This window comes from Rhodococcus sp. As11 (assembly GCF_048957735.1).
In the GTDB taxonomy this organism is placed as follows: Bacteria; Actinomycetota; Actinomycetes; order Mycobacteriales; family Mycobacteriaceae; genus Rhodococcus; species Rhodococcus gordoniae.
The window spans coordinates 226,892-246,549 of record NZ_JARDJE010000008.1; the positions used below are offsets into that span (position 1 = coordinate 226,892).

The 19,658-nt window shown below is 69.4% G+C and carries 18 protein-coding genes; 11 read left to right on the forward strand and 7 right to left on the reverse strand.

The features are described from left to right. Window positions 1-23: 23 nt before the first annotated feature. Both PV766_RS13440 and PV766_RS13445 read right to left on the reverse strand, forming a co-directional pair. Window positions 24-593: a zeta toxin family protein gene (locus PV766_RS13440; protein WP_421097205.1), complete on the reverse strand. Its 570-nt coding sequence runs from the start codon at window positions 591-593 to the stop codon at window positions 24-26. Further along, entirely contained in the window at window positions 590-976 is a 387-nt protein-coding gene (locus PV766_RS13445; protein ID WP_421097206.1) for a TA system antitoxin ParD family protein, read from the reverse strand. Before PV766_RS13445 ends, PV766_RS13440 begins: the two co-directional genes overlap by 4 nt. 204 nt (window positions 977-1,180) lie before the next feature. On the opposite strand from PV766_RS13445, the gene PV766_RS13450 reads away from it, so the two are divergent. From PV766_RS13450 to soxR, 4 genes are all read left to right on the forward strand, one after another. Further along, window positions 1,181-2,251, forward strand: a complete 1,071-nt coding sequence (locus PV766_RS13450; RefSeq protein ID WP_421097207.1) for a class I SAM-dependent methyltransferase — start codon at window positions 1,181-1,183, stop codon at window positions 2,249-2,251. A 67-nt stretch (window positions 2,252-2,318) separates the two neighbouring features. After that, complete coding sequence (locus tag PV766_RS13455; protein ID WP_129976890.1) at window positions 2,319-2,684, forward strand: HNH endonuclease; 366 nt, start codon at window positions 2,319-2,321, stop codon at window positions 2,682-2,684. Window positions 2,685-4,134: 1,450 nt separating this feature from the next. Further along, window positions 4,135-4,353: a hypothetical protein gene (locus tag PV766_RS13460; protein ID WP_016934994.1), complete on the forward strand. Its 219-nt coding sequence runs from the start codon at window positions 4,135-4,137 to the stop codon at window positions 4,351-4,353. A gap of 87 nt (window positions 4,354-4,440) precedes the next feature. Beyond that, complete coding sequence (soxR, locus tag PV766_RS13465) at window positions 4,441-4,932, forward strand: redox-sensitive transcriptional activator SoxR (protein WP_421097208.1); 492 nt, start codon at window positions 4,441-4,443, stop codon at window positions 4,930-4,932. A gap of 12 nt (window positions 4,933-4,944) precedes the next feature. Here the strand turns inward: soxR and PV766_RS13470 are convergent, their stop codons facing one another. Together PV766_RS13470 and PV766_RS13475 are read right to left on the reverse strand one after the other, a co-directional pair. After that, window positions 4,945-5,829 carry an alpha/beta fold hydrolase gene (locus PV766_RS13470; RefSeq protein ID WP_421097209.1) on the reverse strand — a complete coding sequence of 295 codons (885 nt, stop codon included), beginning with the start codon at window positions 5,827-5,829 and terminating at the stop codon, window positions 4,945-4,947. Continuing rightward, window positions 5,826-6,083, reverse strand: a complete 258-nt coding sequence (locus PV766_RS13475) for a hypothetical protein (RefSeq protein ID WP_421097210.1) — start codon at window positions 6,081-6,083, stop codon at window positions 5,826-5,828. The genes PV766_RS13470 and PV766_RS13475 overlap by 4 nt, the downstream gene beginning before the upstream one ends. A gap of 139 nt (window positions 6,084-6,222) precedes the next feature. Here PV766_RS13475 and PV766_RS13480 point away from each other — a divergent pair, with 139 nt between their 5' ends. Together PV766_RS13480 and PV766_RS13485 are read left to right on the forward strand one after the other, a co-directional pair. After that, entirely contained in the window at window positions 6,223-7,272 is a 1,050-nt protein-coding gene (locus PV766_RS13480; RefSeq protein ID WP_421097211.1) for an NAD(P)H-binding protein, read from the forward strand. Between the two features lie 76 nt (window positions 7,273-7,348). Then, the gene (locus PV766_RS13485) at window positions 7,349-8,092 is read left to right on the forward strand and encodes a VIT1/CCC1 transporter family protein (RefSeq protein WP_421097212.1); all 744 of its coding nucleotides are present in this window, start codon (window positions 7,349-7,351) and stop codon (window positions 8,090-8,092) included. A gap of 52 nt (window positions 8,093-8,144) precedes the next feature. On the opposite strand, the gene PV766_RS13490 is transcribed toward PV766_RS13485, so the two are convergent. Continuing rightward, window positions 8,145-8,834 (reverse strand): ZIP family metal transporter, encoded by a 690-nt coding sequence (locus tag PV766_RS13490; protein WP_129976895.1) that lies wholly within the window; start codon window positions 8,832-8,834, stop codon window positions 8,145-8,147. 86 nt (window positions 8,835-8,920) lie between these two features. On the opposite strand from PV766_RS13490, the gene PV766_RS13495 reads away from it, so the two are divergent. Further along, window positions 8,921-9,433 carry a MarR family winged helix-turn-helix transcriptional regulator gene (locus tag PV766_RS13495; protein ID WP_129976896.1) on the forward strand — a complete coding sequence of 171 codons (513 nt, stop codon included), beginning with the start codon at window positions 8,921-8,923 and terminating at the stop codon, window positions 9,431-9,433. Window positions 9,434-9,450: 17 nt separating this feature from the next. Here the strand turns inward: PV766_RS13495 and PV766_RS13500 are convergent, their stop codons facing one another. Both PV766_RS13500 and PV766_RS13505 read right to left on the reverse strand, forming a co-directional pair. Beyond that, the gene (locus PV766_RS13500) at window positions 9,451-10,473 is read right to left on the reverse strand and encodes an SDR family oxidoreductase (protein WP_129976897.1); all 1,023 of its coding nucleotides are present in this window, start codon (window positions 10,471-10,473) and stop codon (window positions 9,451-9,453) included. Between the two features lie 45 nt (window positions 10,474-10,518). Continuing rightward, window positions 10,519-12,279: a glycoside hydrolase family 15 protein gene (locus PV766_RS13505; protein WP_165369236.1), complete on the reverse strand. Its 1,761-nt coding sequence runs from the start codon at window positions 12,277-12,279 to the stop codon at window positions 10,519-10,521. Between the two features lie 279 nt (window positions 12,280-12,558). Here PV766_RS13505 and PV766_RS13510 point away from each other — a divergent pair, with 279 nt between their 5' ends. The 4 genes from PV766_RS13510 to PV766_RS13525 all read left to right on the forward strand — a co-directional run. Further along, window positions 12,559-14,352: a thiamine pyrophosphate-requiring protein gene (locus tag PV766_RS13510; protein WP_421097213.1), complete on the forward strand. Its 1,794-nt coding sequence runs from the start codon at window positions 12,559-12,561 to the stop codon at window positions 14,350-14,352. Between the two features lie 10 nt (window positions 14,353-14,362). Continuing rightward, window positions 14,363-15,457 (forward strand): enolase C-terminal domain-like protein, encoded by a 1,095-nt coding sequence (locus tag PV766_RS13515; protein ID WP_129976899.1) that lies wholly within the window; start codon window positions 14,363-14,365, stop codon window positions 15,455-15,457. Between the two features lie 30 nt (window positions 15,458-15,487). Next, window positions 15,488-18,415 carry an FAD-binding and (Fe-S)-binding domain-containing protein gene (locus tag PV766_RS13520; protein ID WP_371053794.1) on the forward strand — a complete coding sequence of 976 codons (2,928 nt, stop codon included), beginning with the start codon at window positions 15,488-15,490 and terminating at the stop codon, window positions 18,413-18,415. Further along, window positions 18,412-19,658 (forward strand): cbb3-type cytochrome c oxidase subunit I (locus tag PV766_RS13525; protein ID WP_421097214.1); only part of this gene is annotated, 1,247 nt, incomplete at its 3' end. The genes PV766_RS13520 and PV766_RS13525, both read left to right, overlap by 4 nt.

Here is a 19,658-nt window from a genome sequence, read left to right on the forward strand (position 1 = left end):
CATCCGCCCACCGGGCCGGGATCTCAACCGAGGCCGGTGAGCACCGCCGGCGCCCACACCGGCCAGCTCACCGCACCCACCGGCACCCCGCCGGCGAAGCGCGCCACCACCACCGGGGTCCCGGACGCCGTGTCGTACACCGACGCCTGATCGGCGCGACCGATCGCCTCCACCACCAGCGGCCACAACCGCCGATAACGCGCCCGGATCTTGTCCTCGGGCACCGCATGGCCCCCGGCGGCCACCCGATGCTGCACCCGCAGCACCGACATCGTCTCGGGCACCAGCATCACGTGCAGCACCACCACATATCCCGCCTCGTGCGCCCGGTCGACCAACTCCAGCTTCGACGGATGCGAGAACACCGTCTCCGCGATGAACGACCGGCCCTGGCGCATCAGCCGGTCCCGCGCGGCGGCGGCGAGTTGCGCCGCCTCGTACGACATCTCCTCGGCCCGCTCCGGCCAGCGCTGCCGCGCGATCACATCCGCGTTGACGAACACACTGCGCGGCAGCAGGGGAGCGAGGGACAACTCGACGAACGTCGACTTACCGGACCCGTTGGGACCGACGATCAGATCCAGACGCCTCATGCGTCGCCGAGCACCCGGCGACTACCGTCGGGACCCTGCTCGACCAACCGGCCCGCGTCGTCGAGCACCACCGTGGTGACCCCGCGCGCGGCGAGCACCTCGGCGTAGTCGGTGCGGGCCAGACCGTCCGCCAGGCGCGCGTCGATCTCCGCGTCGAACAGGCGTCCCTCGGCGGCGGTGAGATCCTCCGGTTCCCGCGTCCCGGCCAGCGCCTCGTGCACCCGGTGCAGGGAGGCGGTCTCGTGGGCGGTCATCGCGCGGCCGATGCGGGCCCAGTATTCGAGTTGCTGGCGTCCGGTGCGGTTCTGGCGGCCGCCCTCGGCGATGGCGCTGTCGACGAGTTCGGCGTCGAAGCGGGTGACCTTGTCGGTGGACGACGTCATGACGACCTCCCGTTGTAGCAGATTGCTACCAGTGTAGCGAGGTGCAACCTCGACTGTGCAGTCCGTCCGTGCAGCACCACCGGTTCGTGACCTCGTCCGCCGCATCGCCACCCGGATCGACACCCGATCGAACCCGCCGCGTCGCCGGACGAACCCCTGCGCGACCTACCGTAATGTCCGTACCCCACCGCACGGAGGTGTGTGATGACCACCGACACACACGATCTCGATCAAGGACGCCTCGAACAGACCCTCGGACAACTCGTCGTCGACATGGGCGCGGCCATGAACGGCGCACTGGTGCTGATCGGCACCGAACTCGGACTGTGGGGCGCGCTCGACGCCGCCGGCCCGGTCACCAGCGAACAACTCGCCGCCCGCACCGGCATCCGCGAACGCTATCTACGCGAATGGCTCTCCGCCGAAACCGCCAGCGGCTATCTCACCTACGACCCCGACGCCGGAACGTTCACCCTGGCACCGGAACACGCCATGGCCCTCGCCCGCGAGGACAGCCCCGTCTACATGGCCGGCGGCTTCCACCTGATCGGCTCCGTGTACAAGGACTGTCGGCGCATCGCCGAACGGATCCGCGCCGGCGAGGGATTCGGGTGGCACGAGCACGATCCGGACCTGTTCATCGGCACCGAGCAGTTCTTCCGGCCCGGTTACCGCGCCAACCTCGTCGACGTGTGGCTACCCGCCCTCGACGGGGTCGTCGACACCCTGCGCAGCGGCGCCACCGTCGCCGACATCGGCTGCGGCCACGGTGTCTCCACGACCCTGCTCGCGCAGGCGTTCCCACAGTCCACCATCCGCGGATTCGACTATCACGACGCGTCCGTCGCCCGGGCGACGGAACTGGCCGCCGAACAGGGCGTCGACAATGTCACCTTCGAGGTCGCCTCGGCGACGGACTTTCCCGGGCGGGACTACGACCTGATCTGTTATTTCGACTGTCTGCACGACATGGGCGATCCCGTCGGCGCACTGCGGTACGCCCGCGGCGCACTCGCCGACCACGGCACGGTGATGCTCGTCGAACCGTTCGCCCGCGACAGCCTGCCCGAGAACCTCAACCCGGTCGGCCGGATGTACTACGCCGCATCGACGGTGCTGTGCACCCCGTCGTCGCTCGATCAGCCGGGCGCACTCGGGCTCGGCGCGCAGGCCGGGGAGCGGCGGCTCGCGGAGATCGCCGCCGAAGCCGGATTCGGCTCTTTCCGCCGCGCCACCGAAACCCCGTTCAACCTCGTCCTCGAAGCACGCCCCTGAAGTGCTCTCCGGACGCCGATCGGACCCATCGGCGACCCCGGTGACGTCGATGGGCCACGATCGGAGGATGGACCGCGTCACCCGACTCTCGCTCGCCCTCGACCGTCAGGACGGGCGGTGCTTGTGGTGCGGACGGGAGTTCGGCCGGTTGATCACCCCGACCACCGATCATCTGGTGCCACGCCTGAAGGGCGGCCCGAGCATCACCGCCAACGAGGTCGCCGCGTGCCGACGCTGCAACGCCGACCGCGGCCACATCGCACCGGTCGAATGGCTCGACCGATGCCGGCAGCGCGACGGCTGGGCGCCCGACGAGAAGCTGCTGACGCGGTTGCTCGAAGAGCTCGGCGACGAACTCGTCCGGGTCGGGGGTCATCGTCGTGCCCGGGATTACCTGTCCGCGCAGTTGCGGCGGTTGCGGCGACCGTCGTGAAGTCGGTGGATCGACTACCCGGAGACCGGAATCAATACGTCATAGTGACGTTTCTAGTTCGGCCGAGTCCCGGATGGAGGAGGGGGCCCACATCGTCGCCCATGCGGGACACACCGCCCGGTACAGCGACCCGTCGCAGTGCGCGCGGCGGCGTCAGCATGTGCCGCCAGGCCGACTCGCGTCCGCCGCCGGCGGCGCGGGGCCGCGAGTGCCGGGCAGACGAACATCAACGCGCCGATCGGCACGGTCGACCTTGCCGGATCGCGTTGCCACTGCCGCGCCGAGGATATCGACGCAGAGGCGCGATCACAGCAGGACCTCTGCGGTCCCATAAAAAACGTCACTGTGACGTTTTTACGACGGCCGGACGGACGAGCAGGGGACGAGGGCGGCGGGCCCGGAAGGCCACCTCGGGCGTGCGAGGCAGCGGACGGGCGCACGGCGACGAGCCGGCCAGAGGCCGAGGACCGGGTCGGTGCGGATCGGGCCCGGCGGATGCGCGGCAGATCGAGCGTCGGGAGCGGGTCGGCGCGGCGCGGTTCGCACGCCGCACGACGCGGAGCGAACAACACGCGCCGGACGGCACGGCGCGCGACGCGACGCCGTGGCGTGCACCGACGTCGCGAATCTGCGAATCGGGACGTCGGCCGGGAGCATCAGGATCATCGGCGCCAAGTCCAGGTCACGGCACATGTCATTATTGCCGATAATCTACATTATGTTAACTAAAGTGGAATCGGGCCTCCTCCGGACGACTACGGCAGGGCGCCCGAACGGTTCGGCATCCTCGCCGTTTCCGTATCGATGCGACCTCGCTGCGGGGTCCCGCGCCACCGGCCGGACCCTGCTCGACCCCAGCCGGGCCGATCCGGACTTCGGTTCGATCCGGCCCCGATTCGCCCGGACCGGATCGAGTCGGTGAACCGATCACCACAACAGTCACCGTCGGCGCTGCGCCGATACACAGCTCGCCGACGGTCCGATACGACGACACCATGTGGTCGACGTCGCGTGCACGATCTAGACGCGGTGCATCATGCCGAGTGATGCACGGATGGCGATACGGATGAAACCCCGTCCCCCGAGGTGTCGATGCCGCCCGTCGCCCATTCCCGCCTCTTCCCTATTTGATGGATAATCACCGTTATCCATGAATACTCCACTGTCGCACTCGATGTCGCTTGCAGATGACATTCTCCTCGACGGGGTTACGGCGTCCTGCGGCCTTCTTCGCCGGGTCAGCCCCCGAATACCGACCGCCTGCCCCCACCTCACCTCAGCGGCAGACGGCGGCACGCGCACCCCGGGTTCGGCAACCTCAGGATCGCGCACCTCTCCCCTCCCCGGTCACCCCTCGCCACGTCCTACGATTCGTCACGGTGACAGTGACGTTGCACGATCTCCGCGTGGTGCTCCCCCGGCACCTGCCCGCAGGTTCTACGGTGGTCGCGTGACGATCCCCGCATCGAGTTATCTGTTCCAGGCCCGGACGTTCGTGAGCGGTTCCCGTAAGTGGCGGTTCGAGGCCGCGCTGGCCACCGCGCGGGTCTGCGAGCGTTTCGAGCGACCGTATCCGAAGTCGGTACGGTCGCTGGCGCACACCGCCTACGACATGCTGCGGATGGATGCGCCGGAGGTCGCCGCCGAGTTCGGGCCCCCGTCGTTCTGAACCCGGCCACCCGGCGTGGGCGGTCGCCGTCCCGGTACCGTGCAGCACAACTCGATCACGAGGTCTGCGCGGCGAGGAGGGGCACCGATGAACCCTGCGATCTGGCTGACACCCGGCCAGTTGGCCGACCGTTCCGGGGTGGCGGTCTCGGCACTGCACTACTACGAGTCGCGGGGGCTCCTCACCAGTCGCCGCACCTCCGGCAATCAGCGCCGTTACCGCCGGGACACGCTGCGCAAGGTCGCGTTCATCAAGGTCGCCCAGGGCGTCGGGGTGTCCCTCGACGAGATCAAGGAAGCGTTCGATTCGCTGCCGGACAGTCGCGTGCCGACCACCGCGGACTGGGCGCGGCTGTCCCGGGCGTGGCACGACCGGCTGACCCGCCGCATCGAGGATCTCACCGCGCTGCGTGACAGTTTCACCGACTGCATCGGCTGCGGCTGCCTGAGCCTGGCGTCGTGCCCGCTCGCGAATCCCGGCGACGTACTCGGGGCGCAGGGGCCGGGTCCGCGCCGGCTACCGGTGCACGACGATCCCCCGGTGGGGCCGGCGCCGCGCACAGAATTCTCGTCCGGCTGAACCCGCCGGAGGTCAGGCGCGCACCGCATCGATCTGCTGTACGAACCGGGCGGTGGCGGCGGCGAGTTCGCGCGGGTGGGAGCGCGGTGACCAGTGTCCCGCGTCGAGCGGCTGGATACGCAGGTCGGTGACCCAGTGGGAGGTGTCCTCGTAACTCACCGGGCGCACCGCGCGGTCGCGCAGGTTCTGGATCACCAGCACCGGGACGTCGGTGCGCCGCGCGCGGGGCCGGGCGAGCCGGGTGCGGATGTTCGCGCGGTACAGGGACAGTCCGTGCACCATGTCGTCGGCGAGGGTCGGGGCGACGGGTTCGATCGCGGCGGGGTCGGTGCGGTCGAAGTGTCCGACGAAGGCCGGCCAGTGGTGGGAGAGCCAGCGGCGCAGTACGGGATTCGGCAGGCCCGGGATCTGGAAGGCGAGGGTGTAGGCGGAGGCGAGGGTCTGTTCGGCCGGTCCGAGCGGGCGTCGCTGTCGGAGCCGTCGACGTAGCCACAGGCCGAGATGGTCGAGGTTGGGGCCGGACACGGAGGTGTCGGAGGCGATGCGGTCGCCGGCGTCGGGTTCGCACACCGCTTCCCAGCACAGCACGGCGCCCCAGTCGTGGCCGAGCAGGTGGACCGGTGCGTTCGGGGCGAGGGCGTCGATCACGGCGTGCAGGTCGGCGGCGAGGTGGTCGAGACGGTAGTGCGCCACCTCGCGCGGGACAGTGGAGTTGCCGGCGCCGCGGTTGTCGTAGCGGAGGATGCGGAAGTCGTCGGCGAGCAGGGGTGTGATGCGGTCCCACAGGGCGTGGGTGTCGGGCCAGCCGTGGACGAGGACGAGGGTCGGTCCGTGCGGGTTGCCTTCTTCGACGACGTGGAGCCGGACGGGTCCGTTCGTGACGGTGTGGGTGGTCATGGCTGTCCTCGCGTCTCGGGGGCCGGTGGATGGTCGCTCACGCTCCGGTCCGGATGGTCGCTCACGCTCCGGGCCGGGAAGGGGCGGCGCCGTAGGGCGCTCGCGATGGCGAACAGGGATTCGGAGACGGAGGTGGGTCGTCCGCGGCGTCGCTGGAGGAGGTGTGCGAGCGCGGACAGCAGGCCGGCGCCGAGGGGTACGGCGAGGACGAACAGGATTCGACGTCGGAGTAGTTTTCCGGACAGCATCCACATACGAGATTCCTTCGCGACCGGCCACTGTGTTTGTAACCAACGGTAACACTATCTTGGCCGGTGGGATCCGTCCTCGATGTTTTGCGACAGGCCCGGCCGGTGCATCCACCCGGAGAGTCGATGAGGAACGGGGCGGCAGATGAGGGTTCTCGTGATCGGTGCGTCCGGCTACGTCGGCAGCCGGGTCGTTCCCACCTTCCTCGCCGCCGGTTGCACGGTGCGGGCCGGCGTCCGCGATCCCCGCTCCCTGCAGCGCTTCTGGTGGCACGACAGCGTCGAGAGCGCCGAGGTGGACGTCACCGACGGGAACACTCTGCCCGCGGCGCTCGCCGAGGTGGACGTCGTGGTCTATCTCGTGCACGGCATGCGTTCGGCGGAGTTCCGGGAGGTCGATCTCGCGGCTGCCCGCGCGGTGCGGCACGCGGTCGAGGTGTCCTCGGCGACCCGCATCGTCTACGTGTCCGGTTTCGTCCCCGAGTGCGGGCCGGAGGCGCTGTCCGAACATCTGCTCTCCCGGTGGGAGGTCGAACAGGAGCTGTCCCGGTCGAGCCGGTCGGTGATCACCCTGCGGGCCGGGATGGTGCTCGGATCCGGGTCGACGAGCTTCGAGGTGCTGGGCCAGCTCGGGGGGCGGCTGCCGGTGACGGTGGTGCCGGACTGGATGAACTCGAGGGTCGAACCGGTCGCGGTCGTCGACCTGACCGCGGCGGTGGCCGGAGCGGCGGTGTCGGAGCTGTCCACTCGGTCGTTCGATGTGGGATGCGGTGAAGTCCTCCGGTATCCGGAACTGCTGCGGCTCTACGGCCGGGTCACCGCGATGCCACGCGCCCAGGTCACCCTCTCCGGGCTGCCGGAAGCGGTGATCGGCCGGATCGGGTCGTGGCTGACGGAGGTGCCCTCCGAAACCGTCGCTGCGCTGATGGAGAGTCTGCGGCACGACATGACCGCCCGGGACTGCCGGTGGATCGGTCACCTGGTGCCGTCCGATTACCGGCCTGTGGGCATCGAACGGGCGTTGCAGCGCGCAGTGCTTGCCGCCGACACGAGCGTCCCGTGGGGGGATCGGGACCCGATGGGCCCGCTGCCCGGCGATCCGGACTGGGCGGTCGCCGCCGCGGAGGCCCGCCGGTATTCGGCGCGGGGTATCCCTCCGCGGCGCCGCGCGCGGATATGTCGGCGCGGCGACTGAGACTCCGGGGTCGAGTCAGGTAAGGGAAGGATGTCCCTCCTGTCGCGTCTCGACGGTCCGGTGTTAGCTTTTCGACATGTCGCTACCGAACCCGCCGTCGCCGAACGATTCCCGGGGTCAGCACGAGGATGTCGAACCCCACACCGGCGGGTTGGCGGGCAGGCTCAACTGGTTGCGGGCGGGTGTGCTCGGCGCGAACGACGGGATCGTCTCGACCGCGGGGCTGGTCGTCGGTGTCGCGGCCGCCACGACGGACGAGTCGACGATCCTCACCGCCGGGGTGGCCGGGCTGGCCGCCGGCGCGGTGTCGATGGCGCTGGGTGAATACGTGTCGGTGAGCACGCAACGCGACACCGAACGTGCGGCGCTGCACACCGAGCGGCGCGAGCTCGCCGAGATGCCGGAGGCCGAGCTCGACGAACTCGCGGGGCTGCTCGAGAGCAAGGGCTTGTCGGCGGCCACGGCGCGTGCCGCGGCCGAGGAGTTGACGGCGCGGGATCCGCTCGCCGCCCACGCGGAGGTGGAGTTGGGCATCGATCCGACCGACCTGGCGAATCCGTGGGTGGCGGCGCTGTCGTCCGCGGTGTCGTTCACCCTCGGGGCGTTGGTGCCGCTGCTGATGATCGTGTCGGTGCCGGAGGCCGCGCGGATCCCGGTGACGTTCGTGGCCGTGTTGTGTGCGCTGGCCGCGACCGGATCGATCAGTGCGTGGCTCGGTCGGGCGCGGCGGGGCCGGGCGGTGTTGCGGGTGGTGTTCGGTGGAGCACTGGCGATGGCCGTGACCTATGCGGTGGGTCAGCTGTTCGACGTGGCCCTGTGACGTGGCCCTGCGGCGCGGGCCGTCGCGTCGTGCTCGTGCGCGGCGGGCCGGTTCATGCGCCGAGGGCGAAGGCGATCAGGAATCCGGCCGCGGTGCAGATGCCCACCCACCAGCCGCCTTCCCGATAGGCCTCGGGCATCAGCGAGTCGGCCATGACGGCGATGGTGGCGCCGCCGGCGAAGGCCTGGATCAGGGAGATCCCCGCCTGGGGCAGGGAGTCGGCGAAGGCCGCGGCCACGACGACCACCGCGACGAGCAGCACGGCCGTGATTCCCCAGATGGCCAGGGCGGTGCGGTGTGGGAAGTCCGCGCGCATCGAGGCGGCGCCGGCGACGGCTTCGGGGATGTTGCCGACCGCCACGGCCACCAGCAGCACGAGCCCGGCGGAGCCTGCCTCGGCGAGGGTGGTGCCGAGGGCGGCGTTCTCCGGGATGCCGTCGAGCAGCGCACCGAGCATCAGGGCCCATCCCAGGGCTGCGGGACCGAGTTTGTTCTCGATCAGGTGGTCGGCGACGACGTAGACGAGCGTGCCGAGCATCAGCGCGCCGCCGGCGGCCCACAGGCCTTGATCGGCGAAGGCGGGGGCGAACAGTTCGGTGGAGACCGCCGCGACCATGGCGCCGGCGCCGAAGGCCATCGATCCGGCGAGCACCGGTCGGGGCAGGTCGTAGCGCAGTCCGATCACGGCGCCGCCGAACAGGGGCACTGCGGTGCCCAGTCCGTACCACACCGCCGTCAGCATCGGGTGGTCCTCGGTACGCGGGGCGCTCCGGTGCGTGCGGTTGTGCAACAGTTGCAGGATCGCACGGATCGTCGGAGGATGACGTCATGAATTCCCCTGTCCGGACCCCGTCCGGTGGTCGCTCGAGCAAGAAGTTCGATCGGCAGGTCGATGCGGTGATGGCGGCCTCGCGCGCCCTGGTGGGGATCGCGGCGGCGTCGGTGGCCGAGGTCGAGGAGCGCGTCAGCATCCCGCATCTGCGCATCCTCGTGCTCGTGGGCACGCGGGGTCCGCTCACTCTCGCGGTGGTGGCGGACGAGCTCGGGGTCGATCGGTCCAGTGCCAGCAGGTCGGTGGACAGGTTGATGAAGGCGGGTCTGCTGGATCGGCGTGATTCTCCGGACGATCGCCGGAAACTGGCATTGACGTTGACATCGGACGGTGTGGCGCTGGTACACACCGTCCTCGAGCACCGGCGCGCCGCGATCGCTGCGGTCCTGAGCCGGTTGAGCGCCGGGCAGCGCGACGAGCTCGCTGCTGCCTTCGGGGTCTTCGCGGATGCCGCCGGGGAACCGGCCGGCGACGATGCGCTCACCTTGTTGTGGCCGATCCACCCGTGAAAAGGTGCCGCCGGGGTTCATGCGGTGCGGGTCCGTGCCGCGAACGCCGCACCGGTGGCGAGCGCGCCGGTGACCGACGCCGCGAGCAGTCCGTGGTGGCGGGACAGCCAGGTCTGCACGCTCGACGCCTTCGCGCGGTCGTCGAAGGCTCCGTGGGCGCCGAAGTCCTTGCCGTCCGTGCCGTCGGCGGGATCCCAGAGATTGGCGGGTTGGTCGGGATCGCGGGGTCGGTCGGTCTGCTGCGAGTCGAACCCGGTGCGGGCCAGGTACCGGTCGAGCAGACCGGGGACGAGGGCATTGGCGGCGAGGGTGGCCGCGGTGCTCGCCCCCACCCAGTACTCGCGGCGGCGCGGGTGGTCGGCGGCGTGCAGCACCGCGCGCGCGGCCACCTCGGGTTGGTAGATCGGGGGCACGGGTTGGGCGTGGCGGGGTAGCCGGGAGAGCACCCAGGAGAACTGCGGGGTGTTGACGGCGGGCATCTGCACCATGGTGACATCGATGTTGCTGTGCTGGTGCAGCAGTTCGCATCGCACGGCCTCGTGGAAACCCTGGATGGCGTGTTTGGCGCCGCAGTAGGCGCTCTGCAGCGGGATCCCCCGGTAGGCCAACGCCGAGCCGACGTGCACGATGGTGCCGCGATCGCGCGGCGTCATCCGCCTCAGCGCGGACATGGTCCCGTAGACGTAGCCCAGATAGGCGACCTCGGTGACGCGTTTGTACTCCTCCGGGGTGATCTCGGTGAACGGCGCGAAGACCGACGTGAACGCCACGTTGATCCACACGTCGATCCGGCCGAACCGCTCGACCGTGGCGGTGGCGGCGGCGTCGACCGCGTCGGGGTCGGCAACATCGGTGGGCACGATCAGGGCCTGTCCCCCGTCGGCCTCGATCTCGCGGGCGGCGGCGGCGAGGCCGGTCTCGCCGCGGGCGAGCAGGGCGACCCTCGCGTGGCGTTGTCCGTAGGCGCGGGCCACCGCCCGTCCGATGCCGGCGCTGGCGCCGGTGACGACCACGACCTGGTCGCTGGGTGACGATGTCATGACATCGAGGTCCTTTCGGTGTGCGAGTCGGTGCGCGGCAAACGCTCATCCCGCGCAGTTCCAGGGGTGGGCGAGACGCCGAGCCGATTCGAGCAGCAGGGCGTGCACGAAGGCCTGCGGGAGATTGCCGCGCAGTTGTCGTTCGACGACGTCGAATTCCTCGGTGAACAGTGCCGGGGGTCCGCATGCGGCGCGATTGCGTTCGAACCACCGCACGGCCTCGACGGTGTTGCCCTGCTGATGGTCGGCGAGCGCCATGACGAATCCGCACAGCAGGAAGGCGCCCTCGGCGTCGGCGAGCGGACGGTCGTCGTGGCGGAAGCGGTAGACGTAACCGTCCCTGCCGAGCTCGGTGCGGACGGTGTCGAGGGTGCGGCGGCTGAGCGAATGGTCCGCCGGCCATGCTCCCCGGATCGCGGGCAGCAGCAGCGCGGCGTCGACCCGGTTGTCGTCGGGTGCGCGTTGCCACCGGCCGGACGGATGGGTGCTGTCGGCGAGAACGGCCCCGGTCAGCGTGTCGGCCAGGTCGTTCCATCGGTCTCGTTGTGTGCGAGGGGCGCTCGCGGCGACGGCGCGTAGGCCTGCGATGCACGTCAGCTTCGAGTGCGCCCAGTGGCGGGTGTGCAATTCCCAGATGCCGGCATCGGGTTCTCGCCATCGGGTTTCGATGGCTGCGACGGCGGTCTCGACGGCCCGCCAGTCCTGTCCGTCGAGCCGGTCGTGACGGGCGGCGGCGGCGAACAACACCAGCGCTTCCCCGAAGGTGTCCAGTTGGAATTGCCGGTTCACCCAGTTGCCGATGACCACCGTGCCGCCGGGATATCCCGGAAGGGGGCAGGTGCGCTGGGAGGGCACCTCGCCTCCGCCCGTGGTGTATGCAGGCTTCAGATGTGGGCCGTCGGCGAGGAGGCGGTCTCGGACGAAGCGCACGGCGGCGTCGAGGAGGGGGTGTGGGCCGTAGGCGGCGGCTGCGTGTCCGGCATAGCACTGGTCCCGGATCCAGCAGTACCGGTAGTCGTAATTGCGGCCCTGCGCCGCGCGTTCCGGCAGGGAGGTGGTCGCGGCGGCCACCATACCGCCGCTGCTACTGGTCATTCCGGTCAATACGGCCGTTGCATGTCGTGCGTCCCGGTCGGCGAGGGTGCCGTCGACCGGTCGTACCGCGCCCGCCCAGGCGTGTTCGGTCCGGCGCCACAGTTCGTCGGCCGGTGTCGGTTCGCCGGGGAAGGGACGGTCGGCGATCTCCAGGATCAGATCGTGGCTGCGCCCGGCCGGCAGGTGGAGGTGCATCTCGAGGCCGGTCTCGGTCGGTGTCGCCTCCTCGGCTCCGCTCCACCGCAGGTGCAGCGGACCGGCGGTCAGCTCCCAGCGACCGTCACGACGGGCGGGGGGCGAGGCACGGTGGTGGCCGTAGCCGACGCCCGCGCGCAACCTCACCCGCAGCCGGGTGTCGTCCTCGGGGGGAAGAATTCGGCGCAGGATCACCGTGGTGTGCGGATCGGCGGGCATCGCGAGCGCTTCCCGGCACTCGACGATTCCGGTGGCGACCCAGCGACTGCGCCAGATCAACGTCCCGTCCTCGTAGTAGCCGCCCCAGACGAAGCGGGGCGTGTCGGGTGCGACGGCGTACGTCCCGTTTCCGCCGAGCAGGGTGGAGAAGACGGGTTCGGAATCCCACGAGGGGGCACACATCCACGCGAAGTCGCCGCGGGGGCCGACCAGGGCGCCGCGCTCCCCGTCGGCGACCAACGCGTATTCCCGTAGCACGTGGGGCGCGACGTCTGCGCCGGACCAGGGTGTTCGCATCGTGGCCTCGGTTTCCGCTCGGTATCGGCACGAACGAGGGGGTCGGTGGGCGAGATCCCGCCCACCACCATCTTGCACCCGACAATCATTGTGTGAGCGCAATAATTGCGTTCGGTTGCCAGTTCTGCCGGGAAGGACGACCATGGTGCGTACCGAGCACACCTCCGATCGGGCTCCGCCCGGATCGAGTGGAGATGCGCTGCTGCTGCTGCACACGTCTTCTCGCTCTTCCGGACGGCATGCGAACAACCCGGCGCCGCACGGTAAGGAGAGATACCGATGGCCGACAACAACGTCGCCGACTACTTGCTCGAGCGATTACGCGACTGGGGGGTCGAACACGTCTTCGCCTACGCCGGGGACGGCATCAACGGCATCCTCGCCGCGTGGGGACGAGCGGAGAATCGTCCGCAATTCGTGCAGTCCCGCCACGAGGAGATGAGCGCCTTCCAAGCGGTCGGGTACGCCAAGTTCACCGACCGGCTCGGGGTGTGCATGGCCACCTCGGGGCCGGGCGCGATCCACTTGCTCAACGGCCTGTACGACGCCAAACTCGACCATGTCCCGGTCGTCGCGATCGTCGGGCAGACCAACCGCAGCGCCATGGGCGGGTCCTACCAGCAGGAAGTGGACCTGCTGAGCCTGTACAAGGACGTGGCGAGCGACTACGTGCAGATGGTCACCGTCCCCGAACAGCTACCCAACGTGCTCGACCGTGCGATCCGCACCGCGCTGACCCAGCGCGCCCCCACCGCGGTGATCATTCCCGCCGACGTGCAGGAACTGCCCTACTCGCCGCCCACCCACGAGTTCAAGATGGTGCCGTCGAGTCTGGGCTTCGACCGTCCGCGCGTGGCCCCGGACGACCGGGCGATCACCCGGGCCGCCGAAATCCTCAACGCCGGACGGAAGGTCGCATTGCTCGTCGGCAACGGTGCGCGCGGCGCCGCGGCCGAAATAGAGCAGGTCGCCGAGACGCTCGGCGCCGGCGCAGCCAAAGCCCTGCTGGGCAAGGATGTCCTGTCGGACGAGTTGCCCTGGGTCACCGGCTCGATCGGCCTGCTCGGCACCCGACCGAGCTACGAGCTGATGCGCGACTGCGACACGTTGCTCACCGTCGGCTCGAGCTTCCCGTACACCCAGTTCCTCCCCGAGTTCGGGCAGGCCCGCGGAGTTCAGATCGACCTCGACGCACGGTTCGTCGGCATGCGCTATCCGAACGAGGTCAACCTCGTCGCCGACGCCCGCACCGCACTCGAAGCACTTGTGCCACATCTGGAGTACAAGCAGGACCGCGCCTGGCGCGAGAAGATCGAAGCCGACGTCGCCCGATGGTGGGAAACCATGGACATGGAAGCCGACGTATCCGCCGATCCGGTCAACCCGCTGCGACTGTTCTCCACACTGTCACCGCGTCTGCCGGACGATGCCATCGTCACCGCCGATTCCGGATCGTCGGCGAACTGGTACGCCCGCCAGCTCCGGTTCCGCGGTCGCATGCGCGGGTCGCTGTCGGGCACCCTCGCCACGATGGGCCCGGGGGTGCCGTATGCGATCGGCGCGAAGTTCGCCCACCCCGACCGGCCGGTGATCGCGTTCGTCGGAGACGGCGCGATGCAGATGAACGGCATGGCCGAGTTGATCACCATCAAGCACTATTGGGCGAGCTGGCACGACCCGCGCTTGATCGTCGCGGTCCTGCACAACAACGATCTCAACCAGGTCACCTGGGAGATGCGGGCGATGGCCGGATCCCCGAAATTCGCCGAGTCCCAGACACTTCCGGATATCGACTACGCCGGGTTCGCCGCCTCCCTCGGGTTGCAGGCCGTCACGGTGACCGATCCGGACGATCTCGACTCCGCCTGGGACGCGGCCCTGGCCGCGGACCGCCCCACCCTGCTCGATGTCCACACCGATCCGAACATGCCCCCCATCCCCCCGCATGCCACCTGGGACCAGTTCAAAGCCGCCACCGCAGCGGTACTCGGTGGCGACGAGGACCGCTGGGGTTTCCTCAAGGAGGGCATCAGGACGAAGGCCCAGGAGTTCCTGCCGCACAAGGGCAACTGATCGTCTCGCCATGACCGTCACCGAGCTCACCGCAGCGGCTTACACGATCCCCACGGACAGCCCCGAGGCGGACGGCACCCTCGCCTGGGACAGCACCACCATGGTCCTCGTGCACGCGCACACCCCGGACGCCGTCGGGATCGGATGGACGTACGCGCCGGCGGCCTGCGGGCCCGTGGTCGCCGACCTGCTCGCCCCGGTGGTCGTCGGACGTTCGGAACAGGACGTGGCCGGAGCACACGAGGCGATGGTGCGGGCACTGCGCAATGCCGGACGTCCCGGCATCGCCGGATGCGCCCTGTCCGCGGTGGACGTGGCCCTGTGGGATCTGAAGGCACGGTCGATCCCCCTGCCGCTGCACCGTCTGCTCGGCTCCGTCCACGACCGGGTGCCGATCTACGGCAGCGGCGGCTTCACCACCTACGACCGGTCACAGCTTCGGGACCAACTCGAACACTGGGTCGTGGACCAGCGCATTCCACGTGTGAAGATCAAGATCGCGGAGAGCTGGGGAACCGACCCGGCCCGCGATCTGCGTCGCGTCCGCCAGGCGCGCGAAGTGATCGGCGAGGCCACGGAGCTGTTCGTCGACGCCAACGGCGGTTACACCTGCAAGCAGGCGATCCGGGTGATGCAGGTCGCCGCCGACTCCGATGTGCGCTGGTTCGAAGAACCGGTGTCCTCCGACGACCTCGACGGCCTGTGCCGGGTCCGCGAGGCGGTGCGTGCCGACGTCACCGCCGGCGAATACGGCTACGACCTGCCGTACTTCCGGCGCATGTGCGTGGCCGGGGCCGTCGACTGCCTGCAGGCGGACATCACCCGGTGCGGTGGCATCACCGAGTGGCTGCGCGTCGCAGCCCTCGCCGCGGCGCACGGGCTGGACATCTCGGCGCACTGCGCCCCCCACCTGCACGTACACGCTGCCACCGCCGTTCCTCGCCTGCGGCACCTGGAATGGTTCCACGACCACGTCCGGATCGAGACGAGCTTCTTCGACGGCGCTCTCGACCCGACCGGCGGAACCCTCGGCCCGAGAACCGACGTCGCCGGACACGGCCTGACCCCGAAGATCGCCGACCTCGAACCGTTCCGGGTGCGGTAACGGGATACACCCCACCAGGGAGGACGACCAGTGACCACCCACTCCGCCCACCGAGCGGGTCCGCGGGCCCCGCTGCTGTTCGACGAACTCGCCGCGGCTCTCCGGGACCGGGTCGACGGAGAGATACGGTTCGACGCCGGATCGCGCGCCGCATACTCCACCGACGCCTCCAACTATCGGCAGGTGCCGATCGGGGTGGTCGTGCCCCGCACCCCCGACGCCGCCGTCGACACCGTCGCCGTGTGCCACGAGTTCGACATCCCCGTGCTCTCCCGCGGAGGTGGCACCAGCCTCGCCGGGCAATGCTGCAACACGGCGATCGTGCTGGACTGGAGCAAGTACTGCACCCGTGTCGGCAGCGTCGACGAGCAGGCCGGCACCGTGAGGGTCGAACCCGGCATCGCCCTCGATGCGCTCAACGATGCGCTCGAACACACCGGATGGATGTTCGGCCCCAAACCGTCCACGCACGTCAGCTGCACGATCGGGGGGATGATCGGCAACAACTCGTGCGGCTCCACCGCACAGGCGTACGGCAAGACCGTCGACTCGGTGCTCGCCCTCGACGTGCTCACCTACGACGGCACCCGCATGTGGGTGCGGGCCACGGACGACGACGAATACGACCGGATCATCCGGCCCGGCGACCGCCGCGCGCAGATCTTCCGTGGCCTGCGCGCACTGCGCGAACGGTACGGCGACGACATCCGCGCCCGCTATCCCGACATCCCCCGCCGCGTGTCCGGGTACAACCTCGACTCGCTGCTGCCGGAGAAGGACTTCGACATCGCCCAGTTGCTCGTCGGCAGTGAGAGCACGCTGGTCACCGTGCTCGGCGCCGAGCTGAAACTGGTGCGGCGCCCCGCCGCGTCCGCGCTCGTGCTGCTCGGTTTCGACGACATCACCACCGCCGCCGATGCCGTCCCGCTCGTCGTCTCCCACGACCCGGCCGCCCTCGAAGGCATCGACCGTCGGCTCGCCCAGCTCGAACACAGCCGGCGGCTCGCGGAGAAGGCCCTGCAGCAACTGCCCGAAGGCGACGCCTGGCTGATGGTGCAGATGAACAGCGACGACCGAGCCGACGCCGACGACAAGGCGAAGACGATGCTCGACGACGTGTGCCGACGTACCGGGGCACATGCCGCCGTGTTCGACGATCCCGCCCACAAGAAACAGATGTGGGCGGCCCGCGAAGCCGGGCTCGGCGCCACCGCCTATCCACCGGGTGAGCCGGAAACCCACGAAGGGTGGGAGGATGCGGCCGTTCCACCGGACCGTCTCGGCGACTATCTGCGCGATTTTCGGGCGTTGCTCGAGCGGTACGGTTACGGAACAGCGTCCCTGTACGGGCATTTCGGTCAAGGCTGTGTCCACACCCGGATCCCGTTCGATCTGCGGACCGCCGAGGGCATCGCCACCTACCGCAGTTTCGTCGAGGACAGCGCCCGTCTCGTCGTCGACTACGGCGGGTCGCTGTCCGGTGAGCACGGCGACGGGCAATCCCGGGCCGAACTGCTGCCCGTCATGTTCGGCCCGCGCCTGGTCACCGCGTTCGAGGAACTCAAAGCCCTGTTCGACCCCGACAATCGGATGAACCCCGGCAAGATCGTCCACCCGTTCCGGCTCGACGAGAACCTGCGCCAGGGCGCGGATTATCGGCCCGCCGAACCGAGCACCCATTTCGCCTATCCGGACGACGATCACCGCTTCGCGCACGCGGCGGCCCGCTGCGTCGGTGTCGGCAAGTGCCGTGGCCACGAATCGGGGGTCATGTGCCCGAGTTACCGGGCCACCGGCGAGGAGGAACACTCCACCCGCGGCCGGGCCCGCCTGCTGTTCGAGATGCTCCAGGGTGACGTGATCACCGACGGGTGGCGGTCGACCGAGGTCAAGGACGCCCTCGATCTGTGCCTGGCCTGCAAGGGCTGCCGCAGCGACTGCCCGGTCGATGTGGACATGGCGACCTACAAGGCCGAATTCCTCTCCCACTTCTACGCCCACCGGCCCCGGCCGCGCGCGCACTATGCGATGGGCTGGATTCCCGTCTGGGCACGCCTGGCAGCCCTGGCGCCGGGGGCGGTCAACACCGTCGCGCACGCTCCGGTGCTGACGGACCTGGTGAAGAGGCTCGGTGGGGTCGACTCGCGGCGGCCGCTGCCCCGGTTCGCCACGCAACGCTTCCGCCACTGGTTCGCGCACCGCGACGCACCGACCGCAGGCGGAGCACGCGGCACCGTCGTGCTCTGGCCGGATACCTTCACCGACAACTTCGATCCGCAGATCGCCCGGGATGCCGTCACCGTCCTCGAACACGCCGGCTTCACCGTGCGCCTACCCGATCGCGGTGCGTGCTGCGGGCTGACGTGGATCTCCACCGGTCAGCTGCCCACCGCCAAACGCGTGCTGCGGCGCACGCTGACGATCCTCGCCCCGCACCTGCGCGCCGGCGCTCCGATCGTGGTGCTCGAACCGAGTTGCGCGGCGGTGTTCCGCGCGGATCTGCCCCAGCTGCTGTACGGCGACCAGGACGCCCGGCGGCTGGCCGAGCAGACGGTGACCCTCGGTGAGCTGCTGCACGCCCGCGCCCCGGACTGGGCGCCACCGCCCCTGCAGGCGACAGCCTTGATGCAACCGCATTGTCACCAGCATGCCGTGCTGACATACGCTGCCGAGCAGACCGCACTGGAAGCCGCCGGTGTCGACGTCGACGTGCTCGACGCCGGATGCTGCGGTCTCGCCGGCAATTTCGGTTTCGAACGCGGGCATTACGAGGTGTCCGTGGCGTGTGCCGAGGACAAGTTGCTGCCCGCGGTCCGCCGCGCGGAGCCGGGCACCGTGCTGGTGGCGGACGGGTTCAGTTGCCGCACCCAGGTGCGGGATCTGCAGCCGGGCAGTGCGCCGCTGCACACCGCGCAGGTCCTCGCCGCGGCCGTGCACGCCGGGGGGCGTCGATCATGACCGCCACCGAGGTGCGGCCGCTGCGGCCCGGGCGTCCCTATCCGCGGCGCCGCGGTTCCAAGGGCGCGGCGATCGTCGCGGCGGTGACCACCACCGATCCGAAGCAGCTCGGGGTGTTCTATCTGAGCACCGCATTCGGGTTCTTCCTGCTCGGTGGGGTGCTGGCGATGCTGCTGCGCGGCGAACTCGCCGTGCCCGGGTTGCAGTTCCTGTCGACCGAGCAGTACAACCAGTTGTTCACGATGCACGGCACGATCATGCTGTTGCTGTACGCCACGCCGATCGTCTTCGGTTTCGCCAACTACATCCTGCCGTTGCAGATCGGCGCCCCCGATGTGGCGTTCCCGCGGTTGAACGCGTTCAGCTATTGGGCGTATCTGTTCGGTGGGCTCGTCACCGTGGCCGGATTCCTGACCCCCGGTGGTGCCGCAGATTTCGGGTGGACAGCCTATGCACCGCTCAGCGATGTGGCGCATTCGCCGGGTATGGGGGCGAATATGTGGATCATGGGTCTGGCGTTGTCCGGGCTCGGCACGATCCTCGCCGCGGTCAACATGGTCACCACCGTGGTGTGCCTGCGCGCACCGGGCATGACCATGTTCCGGATGCCGATCTTCACCTGGAACATCCTGATCACCAGCCTGCTGGTGTTGTTGGCTTTTCCGATTCTCACCGCGGCGCTGATGGGGTTGCTGGCCGACCGACAACTGGGTGCGCACATCTACGATCCGGGTACCGGCGGCGCGCTCCTGTGGCAGCACCTGTTCTGGTTCTTCGGTCACCCCGAGGTGTACATCGTGGCGCTGCCGTTCTTCGGCATCATCACCGAGATCCTGCCGGTGTTCTCCCGCAAACCGGTCTTCGGCTATCAGGGGTTGGTTTTCGCGACCATCGCGATCGCGGCACTGTCGGTGGCGGTGTGGGCACACCACATGTTCGCCACCGGTGCGGTGTTGTTGCCGTTCTTCTCGTTCATGTCGTTCCTGATCGCCGTGCCGACCGGTGTGAAGTTCTTCAACTGGATCGGCACGATGTGGAAGGGCCAGATCACCTTCGAGACGCCGATGCTCTTCGCCGTCGGCTTCATCGTCACCTTCCTCTTCGGGGGTCTGACCGGTGTCATCCTCGCGAGCCCGCCGCTGGACTTCCACCTGCACGACACCTATTTCGTGGTGGCGCACTTCCACTACGTGCTCTTCGGCACCATCGTGTTCGCGACCTACGCCGGCATCTACTTCTGGTT